The sequence below is a fragment of the Ruminococcus sp. RTP21484sp1_RTP21277st1_D2_RTP21277_210401 genome (genome assembly GCF_040924225.1).
Taxonomy (GTDB): Bacteria; Bacillota; Clostridia; order Lachnospirales; family Lachnospiraceae; genus Blautia_A; species Blautia_A faecis.
This window is the reverse complement of record NZ_JBCOMJ010000001.1, coordinates 202,781-217,501: the sequence shown is the minus strand read 5'-3', so window position 1 is coordinate 217,501 and position 14,721 is coordinate 202,781. Positions and strand designations below refer to the sequence as shown.

Genomic DNA, 14,721 nt, shown 5'->3' with positions numbered 1-14,721 from the left:
AATCAAATAACAACTTCTGCTGTGCACGTTACTGCTCACTCTGTGACCAGTAACCGCTCCGCGATGCACAGAAAGACGAACCTTCTTGTGACAAGCACAAGAAGTAGCGTTTGCTGCGCAAACTTAATTCTCGGGTTTTCTGTGAACTTTGTTCACGAAAAACACCTCGCGGAATGTTACCAGGGAACAGTAACCTGTGCACAACAACGTGCTTTGTAACATGTAGAATCTAAGTTTTGTATCATTAGGCGTTGGGGGAAGAGAATTAAAACAACGTCTCTTCATTCTCCTCAAATAGTTTATCATTAATTTCAAACAACTTAAGCCTATGAAGCAATCCATAATAAATAATGGCATCTCTCTTTAATTTCGGATAAAGCTGTGCCATTCCACAAAGCTTCAGCAGTTCCTGGGTTTCGTCAACCGTCGCTTCAAGCCCATAACACAGGCACAGAAGACGATTCCGCGATGGATTACGGCGGCCTGCGAAAATCTGATGGAGATATATTTCGCTCATACCGGCCTGTTTGGCAAGCGCTGCCTTAGAGATATGTTTCTTCTCGAACAGACGGTTTAATAATTCTGCCACACTCTTATTTTCAAATTGCTCCTGGTTCTGGGACAGAAACTGGCTCAGATCCGGGGAATCCATAAGCTCCTGCTGTAAACCATCTGTATTTTTCTTTTTCATATTCGCGCCTTTACAATAATTTGTCAATAAGTTAAAATAATTTTAACAATACAATCAAATAAAACTATACTATAAAAAATTCTGAAAAACAATATGCAGTCAGCATAGTGGTTGTTACCCTCTGGCAGTGTTCCATAGCTGTGGGAGTGCCATTGGCGAGGAACAGCTGATTCTCATAGCGTGCAGGTGATATGTCCATTTGGGGAATGATAGTTGGTGATAAGGAGAAATATGGAAATTTATGACAGTCTTTTAGGCGCAGTTTGTGACGAATATGACAGGGTCACATTGATCAAAAAAAGCGAGCGGGGCGAAGTAACCTTGATACGCCACAGGGCAAGCGGAAACCGCTATATTTTCAGACATTTTTCCGGCAGCAGTGAAGTGTACCGGAAGCTTCTTACGGTATCCTGTCCCAATCTGCTCCAGATCATGGAGGTGGGGGAAAAGGAGGGAAAAACAGCTCTTCTGGAAGAATATGTGCAAGGTGATACGCTGGGGGAGATTTTACAGGGCGGACTTTTGACAGCGGCACAGGCAAAGCAGATCACCCGCCAGCTGTGCATGGCTTTGTGGGTGCTTCATTCCCTGGGAGTTGTACATAGAGATGTAAAGCCAGATAATGTGATCATACGTGGAACCGAAGCGGTTCTTATCGATTTTGATGCTTCCAGAATTTATAAAAATGAAAACAGAGAAGATACACAGATTCTTGGAACCACAGGCTTTGCAGCACCGGAACAGTATGGGCTCTCCCAGTCTGATGGGCGTGCGGATATTTATGCACTGGGAGTTCTGCTGAACATTATGCTGACTGGGGAACATCCCTCCAGGAAGCTTGCCAGCGGAAGAATGGGCAGGATCGTCCAGCGTTGTACCATGGTAAATCCGGAGAAAAGATACAAGAATATCCTTCATCTGATGGAGGTTTTGTAAAGCATAAAAAGCTTATGGTCTCTGGAAAAAAGCCTGTAAATTTATAATACAAGATGGATAATTACTTACTAGTACATCGTTTCGTAAATAACTATACCAATCGCGTAGGATGTGGATTCGAGTGTGCAGGTATAAAAACGCAGGCGTAGCGGGCTACGCCGAGGCTTTTATACCTGTGCAATCGGATTCACAGACAAGTGAGTGGTATAGTTATTTCGAAAACGATGTACCAGCTATAAGGTATGTTAACCATAAATATATCGTAATAGGAGAAAAATATGAGTAAAAAATGTATAAAATGCGGACAGCCTCTTCCGGACAATGCTTCTTTTTGTCCTCATTGTACAGCAGTCCAGAAGGAAAAACAGGAGATAAAAGCACCGAAACGATGGAGAAAGGCGGCTTTTGGAGCAGCTGCTGTGGTAGTGCTTCTGGCAGCTGTTGGAGCAGCTTTTTCCCTGCATCACCGTCCGAAGTCCTATGAGGGAGGGGCGCAGGTGGTTTATAAAGACAAAGGAAAATCTTATAAAATGCTGTTGAATTTTTCCGAAGATGATGGAGTAACAGGACATGCCCAGGGTGAACGTACTGATACACTGGCACAGGGAATGGAGAGTGCCCTTCCATGTCAGCTGTATGTTCTGGATCAGGAGACTGGAGAACTGGCGTGGGAAGAATTTACAGAAAAGGTAGTTTCCTGTAAGGTGGATACAAAACCTGGAGAAAATTCCCGGAAGGTAGATTATGTAGAACCGGTTCATAACGAGAGTTTTCCAAATGCAGCATATGTTTCTGATATTATTTATACCTCAGACAGCGGTACTAACGATATCTTGTGGAACCTGACGATGAAAAACGGAGATACGATTTCTCTTAGCACACGGCTTACCATTGAAAAGCAAGCAGCAGTTACCTATTTTTCAGAGGATACGCCTATGGAGACCACAGAGGAACTGAATGCATTGCTGGCTTCCATTGAGGAAGAGGTGTCATCGGAAACTCCGGTTTACCTTCATCTTCCGGCAGTAACTTATGATGGTGATATTGTTTTTGGAAATCATGTGTGGGGAATTTATGGCAGCTCAGACGGAGATGACGTGACTACTTTCACAGGAACCGTCAGCTTGCGCGGATTGAATGGAAATTACGCGGAAATGTCAGGAATCCAGTTTAAAGGGAATTCTGGAATTGGGGTGAACGCGTATTGTCTTACTTTACTTTCCAAATGCAGTTTTAATGGTTGGGATACGGCTGCAATTGCCAATAATGAAGCCTGGGTAAATGCAATGGACTGTACTTTTACCAATAATAAAATTGCACTGAAGTTTAACAGCAGCATGGCTTATGGTACAGCGCCCAACTATCTGAATAATACATTTACCGGAAATGGAACGGCGGTCTGCATTGAGAATCTACCTGGGAATGAAGTCCTTGATTTCGCGGGAAGTACTTTCTCAGAAAATGATGTGGACATTGATAATAAAGCAGAGCATTCGGTGGATACGGCGAAGGCAAATTTTGAGACTGCTTCGGAGTAATGCTCTGTGAGGGCTTTTTTATATAGCGTTCAAGTAATATTTTAATAAGAGTTTTAGGGTTACAGATTAATCATTTTGCGGTCTGTAACTCTTTTTATATTACGGCACAATGGCAGATGCCGCCGAGACTCCCTGCTGCAGTAGCAGAATCCTGCAAAGTATGATTTCTGTGCATCGCGAAGCGTGTTGCTGTGAAGGTCGTGAACAGTAATAATTTCTTCTTGTACTATGCTTTCAGGTAATTGCTTTCCTTCCTCCTATTATTATATGATAACTTATCAGTCTCAAATAAAATTACAAAAAATGAGGGTCAAAGGATGAAGAAAAGAACATTAGCGCTGGCGTTGGCATTGGGGTGTGTATTTATGTCTCCAACGCTTTCCTATGGGGAAGAGAATGCAGAGGTAGTTTCAGAAATAGAAGAGGATTCCAGTACGGATGAAGGAAACAATAACTCCTGGGGAAAAGTTGCGGTAGTAGATGACTTCGGGGATGCAACGGGGCAATCTGTTATAAGTACGGTTGTTTCCGGAACCTTTAGCAACACGGCAACAACCGGTAGTGATCTGCTTGTCACAGCATATATTAATTTTGATGAATTTGATTATTGTTATGATTTATCTTTTAAACTTTTAGAGTATAAGGATACCCCTGCTACTTATTTTTCTTCTGATTCTAAAGAATTGAAAATAAAAGTTGGAAGTATAAATACGGTATATGAATATGGTTTGCTAGGTGAGGAACCCAATGGCAATGTTTATGTCAGCGGATCTTCAGGAGAAGATATTGTGAAATGTTTATATGAAGGAAATGATATACGTTGTGTACTGAATCTTGGTTCATCTAAATATAGCTTTGCATTGGAAGCAGGCAATATCGCAGAGCTAATTGATGAAGGCGGATATGGTGCGCCGTTAGATGAGGAAGGCAGGAAGGAAAGAAAAAGTAAACATGAAATAGAAGAAGCGCAGGAAAGCAGCAGGAAAAAACAGGAAGCAGAGCTTGCACAGGCGGAGAAGGTTATAAAATCCAAAGATGATTTTATTGCTGCATATGTGAATCATACAGATGCGGATAATGACTATGAAAGTGGATTTTATTACTTCAAAGCTCATGCAGACGAGTTTGAGACTTTAACAGAAGAGGAATTATCCTCCATTTTTCCATGCAGATTCCGGTATTATACGGTCAACTGGGCAATTGGCGGAACCACTGGTGCCGGAGACCTTTATGAATATGACGCAGATGGTAATACAAAACAGCTTGGAAGCTTTGGAACAGATGACAGCTATCGCACAAGAGAAGAAATAAATCCCAACTGGCCTGAGATTAATGGAAGCTGGCGAATCGAAGATGGAAAACTGATCCGAACAATTACATCTGGAAATCAGGAAAAACGTTATATTGTGAAATCATTAGACCGTGACGGCTATTATTTATTATGCTTTGAAAGTGCAACCGGCGAGGTGAATGCGGTTATGATGATTGTTTTATATGATGAGAACAATATGCCGTTGTATGAATTTACAGAAAATTAAGTAAAAAATAGAGAGAAAAGCTATGCTGGGAGGGGCTGTGGTCCGCACAAATTAAACGAAACGGGAGAGACACATTTTGAGAGTTTTTAAGAGTGAAAAATGGGTTAGGGACACCTGATTTACATATTAAAAATGACGGAAGTCTGCCCAAAAAGGGAATCACGAAAGTGATTCCCTTTTATAAAAAGCTTTATTTTATGCGATTCCCCGGTAAAAATTATTCTCCAAAGTATCTCTTAAGAAGACCTGCGAATGCTTTGCCGTGTCTAGCCTCGTCTCTTGCCATTTCATGAACTGTATCATGGATTGCGTCAAGGTTAGCTGCTTTAGCACGTTTCGCAAGATCAGTCTTACCAGCTGTTGCACCGTTCTCAGCTGCTACACGCATCTCAAGGTTCTTCTTGGTGCTGTCTGTAACAACTTCACCTAATAACTCAGCGAATTTAGCTGCGTGCTCTGCTTCTTCATAAGCAGCTTTCTCATAATACATACCAACTTCCGGATATCCTTCTCTGTGAGCAACACGTGCCATAGCAAGATACATACCAACCTCAGAGCACTCGCCCTCGAAGTTTGCTCTTAAATCAGCAAGGATGTCTTCGCTGACACCTTTAGCAACGCCCACAACATGCTCAGCTGCCCATGCCATTTCATCATCCTGTTTCGTAAATTTCTCAGCCGGAGCCTTGCAGATTGGACATACTTCCGGAGCTGTGTCACCTTCATGAACATAACCACATACACTACATACCCATTTAGCCATAATTAAATTCTCCTTTTCTTATATAAAATTTTATTTTGTCTTTAATAATAGTAATCATTACTGTTTTATGGTAACATATTGTTTCTTGCTTGTCAAGAGTTATTGAAACTTTTTTCTAACAGGATCGAATGTTCACTTAAAGTTTGGTGCTGTGGCCATTGCTTGTCGAGCGGCTGTAATTCCCTACAGAATAGCTATGATCAGAAAATGAAAAATTTATTCAACTGATTAGTGAGACTCTTCCTTCAGGCATTCCTTGCAAATTCCGAAAAATCTTGCTTTATAATCGGAAATCTGACCGTCCTTAAAGTCAGCTGCAATACTCTCAAGGCTTTTATCAATATGTTCGCTGAATACGTCCATCACTCTGCCGCAGCGGGTGCACATAAAGTGACAATGGGGAACGGTGCGGGCATCGAATCGGTCTGCTCCGCCAAAGCTGGAAAGCTTCTGTATTTCACCCAGATCAGCGAGAAGAGAGAGGTTTCGGTATACAGTTCCAAGGCTGATGTTTGGATAAATCTGCTTCATATTCTCATAAACAAAATCAGCGGTGGGATGGTCGGTTCTGCCAGTAAGAAACTCCTTAATAGATTCTCTCTGGCGGCTGTATTTCAATGTGGCCATCTGATTCCTCCTTTCTCTCAATAATAGTAATTGTTACTGATATTAATATACAAGATAATTGCAAATTTGTCAATAGTAATTTGGCTAAATTTACACTAAAATTATAAATATTGCATCGCTGTAAAATGATAAATTTGGGTTTACAAACCCATTAAAATGTGATACGCTCTTTTATATGAATTTATAAGCCAAACCCATAGAAAAAGAGAGTACATTTGCGTACCGCATTACAGAGAATCCCCCGGGAGATGAGCAGTTAAGAGTTGCTTTTCCAGGCTGAGAGGGGGTGTGTATGGAACAGATGGAAGATGGCTTTGGAGGGGCGCAGTTGAAGTAATTTAGGCTGCGACAGGAACGCCTGTTATAGCGTAAGGGTATGAAGGTACCCGGTGAGATTCCCGAAGATGGTTTTTCCATCTGTACCGTGAGGCGGGAATGAATAGAAGTGGTAACACGGGATAACTCGTCTTCTCAGTATATTTGAGAAGACGTTTTTTTATGTTGTGACAGGAAGGAGAAGTTTAACCAGCTCTTTTTGTTACACAGAAAAGGAGGAAATACAATGAGTAAACCAAAATATTACATCACCACAGCCATTGCCTATACATCCGGCAAGCCGCACATTGGCAATACCTACGAGGCGGTTCTGGCAGACGCCATTGCGCGTTATAAAAGACAGCAGGGCTACGACGTATTTTTCCAGACCGGAACTGACGAGCATGGCCAGAAGATTGAGCTGAAAGCAGAAGAAGCAGGTGTTACATCTAAGGAATTCGTTGATAACGTATCCGGTCAGATCAAGAGCATCTGGGATCTGATGAACACATCCTATGACAAATTCATCCGTACCACAGATGAAGACCATGAGAAACAGGTTCAGAAGATTTTCAAGAAAATGTATGCAAAAGGGGACATCTACAAGGGAGAGTACGAGGGAATGTACTGTACTCCATGTGAGTCCTTCTTCACAGAATCCCAGCTTGTAGATGGAAAATGTCCGGACTGCGGACGCCCATGCGTACCAGCCAAAGAAGAGGCTTATTTCTTCAAAATGAGCAAATACGCAGACCGTCTGATTGAGCACATTAAGACACATCCGGAATTCATTCAGCCGGAATCCCGTAAGAACGAGATGATGAACAACTTCCTTCTTCCGGGACTTCAGGATCTGTGCGTATCCAGAACTTCTTTCAAATGGGGAATTCCGGTAGACTTTGATCCGAAGCATGTTGTATATGTATGGCTGGATGCCCTAACCAACTATATTACCGGAATCGGTTATGATTGCGATGGAGACAATTCTGAACTGTTTAACAAGATGTGGCCTGCCGACCTTCATCTTATTGGAAAAGATATCATCCGTTTCCATACTATTTACTGGCCAATCTTCCTGATGTCACTGGATCTGCCTCTTCCGAAGCAGGTATTCGGTCATCCGTGGCTTCTCCAGGGCGATGGAAAAATGAGCAAATCCAAAGGAAACGTTATCTACGCAGACGAGCTGGTTGATTTCTTCGGCGTTGATGCTGTCCGTTATTTCGTACTTCATGAAATGCCGTTTGACAACGATGGTGTGATCACCTGGGAGCTGATGGTAGAGCGTATGAATTCCGAGCTGGCAAATACTCTTGGAAACCTGGTAAACCGTACCATCTCCATGTCAAACAAATACTTTGGCGGCGTGGTAGAGAATAAAGGCGTAACAGAACCTGTTGACGATGATCTGAAGAGCTTCATTCTTTCTGTTCCTGCAAAGGTTGATGCAAAGATGGAGAAACTTCGTGTAGCAGATGCCATCACAGAAGTGTTCACTATTTTCAAACGCTGCAACAAATATATTGATGAGACAATGCCATGGGCACTTGCAAAGGACGAATCCAAACAGGATCGTCTTGCAACCGTTCTTTACAATCTGGTTGAGGGCATTTGCATTGGAACCACTCTTCTTGGGTCCTTTATGCCGGACACAACAAAGAGAATCCTTGGTCAGTTAAATGCTTCAGAGAGAACTCTTGAGGATCTGAAGACATTTGGACTGTATCCGTCAGGAAACAAGGTAACAGATAAACCGGAGATCCTTTTTGCCCGTATGGACATCAAAGAAGTTATGGAAAAAGTAAACGAGCTTCATCCACCGAAAGAAGAGCCGAAGGAAGAAAAGCCAGAGGAGAAGGTTGTAGATATTGAGGCGAAGCCGGAGATCACATTTGATGATTTCGCAAAGCTTCAGTTCCAGGTTGGTGAGGTTATTGCCTGTGAGGCGGTGAAGAAATCCAAGAAGCTTCTTTGCTCCCAGGTTAAGATTGGAAGCCAGGTTCGCCAGATCGTATCTGGAATCAAGGCTTACTATACACCAGAGGAAATGGTTGGCAAAAAGGTTATGGTAGTAACCAACTTAAAACCAGCTAAACTTGCGGGAATTCTTAGTGAGGGAATGATTCTCTGCGCAGAGGATGCTGACGGAAATGTATGTGTTGTCAGCCCGGAGAAGAACATGCCGGCAGGATCTGAGATTTGCTAGAACGTGTTTGAAAAAGAATTTTTGCGGAATAAAATATAACATAATCCAGAAGAGTAGTGCCAGGGGCAGAAGGTTAATTTTTGTTCCTGGTATTATGCTATCAAAGATAAAAAATATTATCAATATTGTTATAAAGGAAAATGCTATGGAAAATAAATTGACCCATTTCGATGAAAACGGCAATGCAGTAATGGTAGACGTTTCGGACAAGCCGGTCACGCACAGAACTGCCATTGCCACAGGCGCAATCCAGGTGGGCTCAGAGATTATGGAGCATCTTACTGCAGGAACTGTGGCAAAGGGGGATGTTCTTGGCGTTGCCCGTGTTGCCGGAATCATGTCTGTGAAACATACCTCAGATCTGGTGCCAATGTGCCATCCGCTTCCGGTCACCAAATGTGCCATTGATTTTGAACTGGAAAAGGAGAATGGGATTATCCGTACATTCTGTACTGTGAAGACGGACGGAAAAACAGGCGTGGAAATGGAAGCACTTACAGGTGTTCAGGTGACTCTTCTTACAATTTATGATATGTGCAAGGCAATCGACAAGCATATGGTGATGACAGATATTCACCTGGTAGAGAAAACTGGCGGTAAGAGTGGGGATTTTTTGTTCAAAGAAATAAAAAATGAAGGGGAGAAAAATGAAGCGAGTAGCAATTATCACATCCAGTGATATGGGATTTCAGGGTAAGCGGGAAGATTTAAGCGGTCCGGCGATTCAGGAAATCGTAGAAAGAGAAGGCTATCAGGTAGTCTCTATGGATATTCTTCCAGATGACCGTGCCATGCTTTCTAAGAGAATGGCGGAAATCGCAGATGAGAATCAGGCAGAACTGATTTTGACTACTGGCGGAACTGGCTTTTCCCCGCGGGATGTTATGCCGGAGGCCACCGAAGATATTACAGAACGTAAGGTTCCGGGAATCCCGGAGGCCATCCGCGCTTACAGCATGACGATCACAAACCGCGCCATGCTCAGCCGCGCTACAGCCGGAATCCGAAAAAAGACTCTGATCATTAATCTTCCAGGCAGTCCGAAAGCAGTAAAGGAGAGTCTGGAATACATTATTGGAGCTCTTGGTCATGGTATTGAGATTATGACCGGGGAAGCTGGAAATTGTGCAAGGCAGTAAATATTCATAAATTTTATAGTAAATGAGAATCCCCTCCACTATGCAGCAGTTGCTTTTGTGGAGGGGATTCTTAGTTTGGGGGCTGACGAAGACTGCTTATGGCTGCTCTTTCATAGTTTTAAAATACTGGCTTGTTACAACCAGAGAGTTGTGCACCATATCTTCCAGTGCCTGATCTGTAAAATATGCGGCGTGAGGCAGCATAAGTACATTAGGCATAGAGTTTAAGATTGCCATTTCGTGATGTATAATCATCTGATTTTTGTGATCCCGGTAATAAATATTCCGGTCTCCATCAATTACATCAAGACCTGCTCCTGCAATATGGCCGCTTTCAAGTGCTTTGATAAGTGCTGTTGAATCAATGATGGAACCACGGGCAGTATTTTTTAGTGTAGGTTTTTCGCTGAGAAGCTTAAGGTCTATATTGTAATTCTGGTAATACTTCTCAAAAACAGGAAGTTCTTCCGGTTCAACAGCATATGCGATCATTTTCATCTGGTTTTTCATTTTCCGTCACTGTCCTTGGTATTGCCGGAAGCTGTGATCAGATCCAGTTTGGTAAGCGTGGTAAAAGCAAGCAAAATAAATGCACCGCCTCCGGCACCGTAAAAACCTGTGTAGGCACCTAATATCAGACCAATGAGTACCGCCCGGATTGCAAGCTGTCTTCTGGAAAGGGTGTCCATCTTGCTTTCTTCGCCTAAGCTTTTGTTGGCAAGGATGAAGACCGCTGCAACGGGAAGGAGTAGTACCATTATTATCTGCAGATATTTGGCTGAGAGGATCAGATTAAGCTTTGCGCCAAGGACGGAGCCGATGACAGCATTTATTCCTGCTATGGATGCAGTGAACCAGTAAACATGTCCGCTTTTTATAAATTTATAAAGTGATGTGAAGCCGCCGAGAAGACCGGAACACTGAAATAGAACTTTCAAAAAGCGGTTTATAACACTTTACTGGTATAATTTTTGTATGCTATAATTGTTGTATCTCAAAGAAAAATGAGGCAGAAAAATGATATTTGATACACATGCACATTATGATGATGAGGCATTTGACGAAGACAGAGATCAGCTCCTTTCTTCCATGAAAGACGGGGGAGTGGGCTGTATTGTAAATGTGTGCGCGTCCGTCGGAGGATTTGGCGGGACCTTGGAATTGATGAAAGCGTATCCTTTTGTGTATGGCGCAGTGGGGGTTCATCCCGACGATGCAGGAATTATGACACAGGATACTCTGGATGAGATCCGGCGTCTTTCCCATATGGAGAAAATGGTCGCCATCGGAGAAATCGGTCTGGATTACTACTGGCATAAGGAAGAGGCAGAGCATAAACAGCAGCAGGAGATGTTCCGGGCGCAGATGGACATTGCCAGGGAGGAGAAGCTGCCATTTATGATCCACAGCCGGGATGCAGCCGAGGACACTCTGGAGATTGTAAAGGAATATATGAAAAAAGATATGTCCGGAGGAATCATTCACTGCTTTTCCTACAGTAAGGAGATTGCGGCGGAATATTTGAAAATGGGACTTTGTCTTGGCATTGGCGGCGTGCTTACTTTCAAAAATGCAAAGAAGCTGAAAGAAGTAGCTGCCATAGCGCCGCTGTCCCAGATCGTTCTGGAAACGGACTGCCCTTATATGGCACCGGAGCCCAATCGAGGCAGGAGAAATTCTTCCTTGAATCTGCCCTATGTTGCAGAAGCCCTGGCGCAGATTAAGGGAATTACTGCAGAAGAAGTAATTGCAGTGACGGAAGAGAATGCGAAGCGGTTATTATTCAGAGCGTAAATTTTGACGGACAAGGAGACAAGTAGTGCAAAGTCAGTTAGTATTTCAGGAAGAAAAAGAGAGGGAACGACTGAGAAGACAGAATTTGCTGTTGTCACAGGCAGAGAAACCTGCGTTAGAGCATTTTTTTAAGGGGAAATCAGAACTTTCTGTTCTGGATATTGGCTGCAATGATGGCACCAGAACCTTTCACCGCTTTTCAGATGACAGGATTTCCAGGGTGATTGGCCTGGAGTATAATCAGCAGCTTGTGGAAAGAGCCAACAGTCAATTCGGAAATACTAAATTTTCTTTTTATCAGATGGATGCGGATCGGGATTCGTTTTCAGCGGACCTTCAGAAGCTCTGCGCAGAACCGGAAGACAGAGAATTTGACCTGATCTGTCTTTCTTTTGTATTAATGCATTTATATGATGGGGAAAAGCTGCTTCGCACATTGAAGAATTTTTTGAAAAAAGGCGGAGTGATTTTTATCACAGAAAGCAATGACCGCATATCCACTCTGGCTCCAGATGAAAAGAATCTTCTTGGACAGTTTCTGGATATCTTAAAAGAGGACAAATACGCAGGAAAAAGAGAAACCGGTCAGGCCGTTCCCGGCTGGCTGACCAACTGCGGATACGATTATATCCATGTCTGGTGCAAGGAGATTTCCGCTGCCAAAGGCGAACAGCAGCAAAAAGAAGATATTTTCCAGACCTTTTTTTCCTATTTGCCCGAGGATGTGGAAATCTTGCTGGCGGAAGAACCGGATAACAGAAAATATCAGGACTGGCAGAACTGGCTGAAGAAGAATTATGAAGAACTTCAGCAGCTGATTCTGAGTGAGGAATCGGAGATTACAATGGGCATGCAGATTTTGTCCTGTGAGAAGGGAAGCTTATGACACAAAAGACAGGGAGGTTTGGGGCTTCTGGCAGAGAATTTTGTCTGTATTCATTGGAAAAAGAGGATATTGAGGAAACACTGCAGCTTATGGACAGGTGCGTAGGCGAAAATCTGTATCAGAAAGAAGAGCTTGAGCAGGCCATTGGAAGCAGTGAACGGGCATTCCTTCTGCTGAGAACTGCAGAAGGAGAGCTTGCAGGATATATTTATTACTATCTTACCAATGAGAAGCAGATTGCAGAGGATACCAGGCTTACGGAACAGAAAATCCAACGGGTATGCCAGCAGGATACTTTGGCACCTGTTGGCAAGATTCAGTCAGTAGGAATAAAAGAAGCATTTCGCAGACAGGGTCTGGCAGTTGGGCTTATGAACTATGCATTGAATCAGTTTGCGGAGAAGGGCATAGGGGAAGTGTTTATCATCTGCTGGAATGCAGGCGGTAAAGTTCCTCTGGAAAGGGCACTTCAGGAATGTAAGTTTGTTCATCTTTTTTCTGCAAAGATGATCTGGTATAATAAAAAAGAACTTTATTGTCCATATTGCAAAGGACGCTGCAAGTGTGATGCAGAGGTCTATTTTAAGAAAGTTAAGGAAAGGAATTGCAAATGAAAATAAAACTTCTTCCTAAATTTATACTTTCACTTGGCGTGATCGGTGTAATCCTTACCATTGCCATTTCTCTTTTCAGCTATAGAAGCTCCAGATCCTATCTGGAAAATCTATATGCACAGAGGGTAATGACGAACAGCAATAGTATTGCAGATATGATGTCGGTTTCGGATGTGAAGAAAATCCTGGCAGAAGGCGGGGACAAGACAGAAGAATATTCGGAAATGGTTACGTTGTTTAACAAGCTGAAAAAGGATGGCGATGTTACATATCTGTCTCTGGTTGTTCCGGATGAAGACAGTGTTCATTTCTACATAGATGCCCTGGTTGAGGAATTGGGAGATGATCCTGCGAATCAGATTGCCTATGGAAGTGACATTTTGTACACTGATGCTGCAAATCCTGATGATCCTGCTGACATGGAGAAATATATTACCATATGGAACCAGTATCAGCAGAATAAAGGTGTGGATCATCCGCTTGTGACGGACAACAGCTATGGCTATAATTACACGGGCATTTCGGTGATTCTGGACGAGAATGGAAAGGCTCTGGCAGAAATTCAGTATATTCTGGATATGAAAGAGGTCAGGAATTATCTGAATTCCTTTCTTATCAATATGCTGCTGATTTCTTTTTGCATTATCGCAGTGACGATGGCTGCGTATATTGTCTTTGTGCGAAAGACAATCACCAGACCGATCAGCAGGCTGGCTGATTTTACCCAGGAGATTACAGAGAGCGGAAAGTTTGAGAATCAGAGAATTACCATGAAAACTGGTGATGAGATCGAGGCACTAAGTGACTCTTTTAACTTTATGATGGAAGAGCTTGAAAATTACATTGCCAATCTGTCCAAAGTGACTGCCGAGAAGGAGCGAATCGGCACTGAGCTGGATATTGCCAGGAATATTCAGGCATCCATGCTGCCATGTATTTTCCCGGCCTTTCCGGATCGTAAGGAATTTGATATTTATGCAACTATGACACCTGCAAAAGAAGTTGGCGGTGATTTTTACGATTTCTTCATGGTAGATGAGACACATCTGGCAATTGTTATGGCCGATGTATCCGGAAAAGGTGTTCCGGCTGCGCTCTTTATGGTCATTGGAAAAACGCTTATCAAGGATCACACTACACCAGGAAGAGATTTGGGGGAGGTTTTCTCTACTGTAAATAATCTTCTTTGTGAGGCAAACAGTGAAGGCTTGTTTATCACTGCTTTTGAAGGTGTGTTGGATCTGGTGACAGGAGAGTTCTGTTTCGTAAATGCTGGACATGAAATGCCATTTATCTGTAAAGCAGGCGGCAGTTTTGAGGCATATAAGATCCGTCCAGGCTTTGTCCTTGCTGGATTTGAAGATATGAACTATAAAGCCGGCAGTATGACGCTGGATGTGGGAGATTTGATCTTCCAGTATACAGACGGTGTGACTGAGGCTACAAATGTAGAAAATCAGCTTTATGGAATGGAGCGTCTGGAGCAGGTTCTGAATCGTGTAAAAGACAGAACACCATCAGAAATTCTGCCTGAAGTGAAAAAAGATATTGATGCTTTTGTGGGAGAGGCACCGCAGTTTGATGATATTACCATGCTTTGCGTAGAGTATAAGGCGAAGATGGAAAAAGCATGATCGGGCAAAAAAAGGCTGAATTCTGGAAATGAGATAATTT

The 14,721-nt window shown here is 42.9% G+C and carries 15 protein-coding genes; 10 read left to right on the top strand and 5 right to left on the bottom strand.

Annotated elements, in window-relative coordinates; genetic code table 11:
* Nucleotides 1-265: 265 nt before the first annotated feature.
* Complete coding sequence (locus tag AB5706_RS01070; protein ID WP_148463803.1) at nt 266-691, bottom strand: helix-turn-helix domain-containing protein; 426 nt, start codon at nt 689-691, stop codon at nt 266-268.
* Nucleotides 692-922: 231 nt separating this feature from the next.
* Between AB5706_RS01070 and AB5706_RS01065 the strand changes: the two genes are divergently transcribed.
* The 3 genes from AB5706_RS01065 to AB5706_RS01055 all read left to right on the top strand — a co-directional run bounded on the left by AB5706_RS01065 (nt 923) and on the right by AB5706_RS01055 (nt 4,703).
* Nucleotides 923-1,627 (top strand): serine/threonine-protein kinase, encoded by a 705-nt coding sequence (locus tag AB5706_RS01065; RefSeq protein ID WP_368365666.1) that lies wholly within the window; start codon nt 923-925, stop codon nt 1,625-1,627.
* A gap of 278 nt (nt 1,628-1,905) precedes the next feature.
* Nucleotides 1,906-3,165, top strand: a complete 1,260-nt coding sequence (locus AB5706_RS01060) for a zinc ribbon domain-containing protein (protein WP_368365665.1) — start codon at nt 1,906-1,908, stop codon at nt 3,163-3,165.
* Nucleotides 3,166-3,482: 317 nt separating this feature from the next.
* Complete coding sequence (locus AB5706_RS01055; protein ID WP_173718528.1) at nt 3,483-4,703, top strand: hypothetical protein; 1,221 nt, start codon at nt 3,483-3,485, stop codon at nt 4,701-4,703.
* A gap of 217 nt (nt 4,704-4,920) precedes the next feature.
* Here AB5706_RS01055 and AB5706_RS01050 read toward each other — a convergent pair whose 3' ends face one another.
* Nucleotides 4,921-5,466: an NADH peroxidase gene (locus AB5706_RS01050; RefSeq protein WP_148463755.1), complete on the bottom strand. Its 546-nt coding sequence runs from the start codon at nt 5,464-5,466 to the stop codon at nt 4,921-4,923.
* Between the two features lie 228 nt (nt 5,467-5,694).
* Nucleotides 5,695-6,093 (bottom strand): Fur family transcriptional regulator, encoded by a 399-nt coding sequence (locus AB5706_RS01045; protein ID WP_118577930.1) that lies wholly within the window; start codon nt 6,091-6,093, stop codon nt 5,695-5,697.
* A 562-nt stretch (nt 6,094-6,655) separates the two neighbouring features.
* Here AB5706_RS01045 and metG point away from each other — a divergent pair.
* The 3 genes from metG (at nt 6,656) to AB5706_RS01030 (ending at nt 9,753) form a co-directional block, all read left to right on the top strand.
* Nucleotides 6,656-8,614, top strand: coding sequence for a methionine--tRNA ligase (metG, locus tag AB5706_RS01040; protein WP_368365664.1), 1,959 nt, complete (start codon nt 6,656-6,658; stop codon nt 8,612-8,614).
* Nucleotides 8,615-8,759: 145 nt separating this feature from the next.
* Nucleotides 8,760-9,293: a cyclic pyranopterin monophosphate synthase MoaC gene (gene moaC, locus AB5706_RS01035; protein WP_173735406.1), complete on the top strand. Its 534-nt coding sequence runs from the start codon at nt 8,760-8,762 to the stop codon at nt 9,291-9,293.
* Nucleotides 9,262-9,753 (top strand): MogA/MoaB family molybdenum cofactor biosynthesis protein, encoded by a 492-nt coding sequence (locus AB5706_RS01030; RefSeq protein WP_173735405.1) that lies wholly within the window; start codon nt 9,262-9,264, stop codon nt 9,751-9,753. The genes moaC and AB5706_RS01030 overlap by 32 nt, the downstream gene beginning before the upstream one ends.
* 96 nt (nt 9,754-9,849) lie before the next feature.
* Here the strand turns inward: AB5706_RS01030 and AB5706_RS01025 are convergent, their stop codons facing one another.
* Both AB5706_RS01025 and AB5706_RS01020 read right to left on the bottom strand, forming a co-directional pair.
* On the bottom strand, nt 9,850-10,263 hold the full coding sequence (locus AB5706_RS01025; protein ID WP_173735404.1) for an NAD(P)-dependent oxidoreductase: 414 nt from the start codon (nt 10,261-10,263) through the stop codon (nt 9,850-9,852).
* Entirely contained in the window at nt 10,260-10,691 is a 432-nt protein-coding gene (locus AB5706_RS01020; RefSeq protein ID WP_173735403.1) for a TSUP family transporter, read from the bottom strand. Before AB5706_RS01020 ends, AB5706_RS01025 begins: the two co-directional genes overlap by 4 nt.
* A 79-nt stretch (nt 10,692-10,770) precedes the next feature.
* Between AB5706_RS01020 and AB5706_RS01015 the strand changes: the two genes are divergently transcribed.
* Genes AB5706_RS01015 through AB5706_RS01000 form a run of 4 tightly spaced genes read left to right on the top strand, consistent with a single transcriptional unit; the run spans nt 10,771 to nt 14,681 of the window.
* Entirely contained in the window at nt 10,771-11,547 is a 777-nt protein-coding gene (locus tag AB5706_RS01015) for a TatD family hydrolase (protein ID WP_368365663.1), read from the top strand.
* Between the two features lie 25 nt (nt 11,548-11,572).
* Nucleotides 11,573-12,433: a class I SAM-dependent methyltransferase gene (locus AB5706_RS01010; RefSeq protein WP_368365662.1), complete on the top strand. Its 861-nt coding sequence runs from the start codon at nt 11,573-11,575 to the stop codon at nt 12,431-12,433.
* Nucleotides 12,430-13,047, top strand: a complete 618-nt coding sequence (locus AB5706_RS01005) for a GNAT family N-acetyltransferase (protein WP_173718512.1) — start codon at nt 12,430-12,432, stop codon at nt 13,045-13,047. Before AB5706_RS01010 ends, AB5706_RS01005 begins: the two co-directional genes overlap by 4 nt.
* Entirely contained in the window at nt 13,044-14,681 is a 1,638-nt protein-coding gene (locus AB5706_RS01000) for a SpoIIE family protein phosphatase (RefSeq protein ID WP_227198948.1), read from the top strand. Before AB5706_RS01005 ends, AB5706_RS01000 begins: the two co-directional genes overlap by 4 nt.
* The last annotated feature ends 40 nt before the right edge of the window (nt 14,682-14,721 follow it).